General features: G+C 38.6%; 1 protein-coding gene. It reads left to right on the forward strand.

The features are described from left to right. The first annotated feature begins 75 nt into the window (after positions 1 to 75). The gene (locus P20495_RS06220) at positions 76 to 1,173 is read left to right on the forward strand and encodes an ISAs1-like element ISPsesp1 family transposase (RefSeq protein ID WP_008137579.1); all 1,098 of its coding nucleotides are present in this window, start codon (positions 76 to 78) and stop codon (positions 1,171 to 1,173) included. The last annotated feature ends 29 nt before the right edge of the window (positions 1,174 to 1,202 follow it).

The raw sequence follows: 1,202 nt of genomic DNA on the forward strand, positions 1-1,202 counted from the left end.
CAGGGCGGGATCACACTTTGTAAATAAACAAATTTTATGATCTAATACCATAAATTTCATCACCTTAAACTTATTATGTCACTCTTCTCACATTTAGAACTCGTCAAAGATAATCGTTCACATATAAATCAGCACCATAACTTAGTTGATGTGCTTTTTCTTATTATTACTGCCGTTACATCAGGGTGTGAAAGCTGGCAAGGTATTGAAATCTATGGAGAAAGTAAGCTTAATTGGTTAAGAGGATTTCGTTCTTTCAAAAATGGCATACCCACTCGACATAGTATTGCTCGGATTTTTAGAACCGTTGATACTGACTCATTACTACTCGCGATGTATAGCTGGGTCAATCAAAACCGCGTTAAGTCAGCGCATCCTGTCATTGCCTTCGATGGCAAAACTATTCGCGGAGCAAGTAAACACATTGCTGATAAATTACATCTCGTCTCAGCATTTGATTGTGAAGCAGGTCTCACATTATTCCACCAAACAGTTGGCAGTAAGACGAATGAAATACCGGCAGTTCGGGATTTATTGAAAATACTCGATATCAATAACACCGTCATTACACTTGATGCTTTGCACTGCCAAAAAGAAACGCTAAAACAGCTAATTAGCAGACATGCAGATTATCTAGTGCAAGCAAAGGGTAATCAAAAGAAACTTTATAGCGCGATTCAAGATGCATTTACACACCAGTATGAATCTGAAAACTCAGAGATACTTAGTCATGTAACACAAGATGAAGGGCATGGGCGAAAAGAAGTACGCACGATAGATTGTCTTGATGCGCGTTTATTACCGAGTGAAATTAAAGAGAGCTGGCCATCAGTTAGGACAATCGTTGCGGTGCAACGAGAGCGAACGAAGGGTAATAGAACGAGTATTGACACACATTACTACCTAACATCGTTGACAGACAATATATTGATAAATAAAGCAATAAGACAACATTGGCTGATAGAAAATCAGCAACACTGGATACTGGATGTCGTATTTAAAGAAGATGCCTGTCAAATACATGAGCCATTAAGTGCGCAACATATGGCACTATTTAGACGCGTCGTTAGGAACATGATAAAGCAGCATACGAAAAGCAAGGGGTCAATAAGAAGTAAGTGTGTAAGAGCTTGTTATGATGATGCTTTTAGAGAAGAACTTCTTTTTGGTTAACAATTTTAACAAAGTATGCTCGCGCCCTG

This window comes from Pseudoalteromonas sp. BSi20495 (assembly GCF_000241185.1).
Classification (GTDB): domain Bacteria; phylum Pseudomonadota; class Gammaproteobacteria; order Enterobacterales; family Alteromonadaceae; genus Pseudoalteromonas; species Pseudoalteromonas fuliginea.

Bases quoted from the DNA above. Each gene is read 5' to 3' on its own strand.
- P20495_RS06220 (WP_008137579.1), top strand. From the start codon at position 76: ATGTCACTCTTCTCACATTTAGAACTCGTCAAAGATAATCGTTCACAT.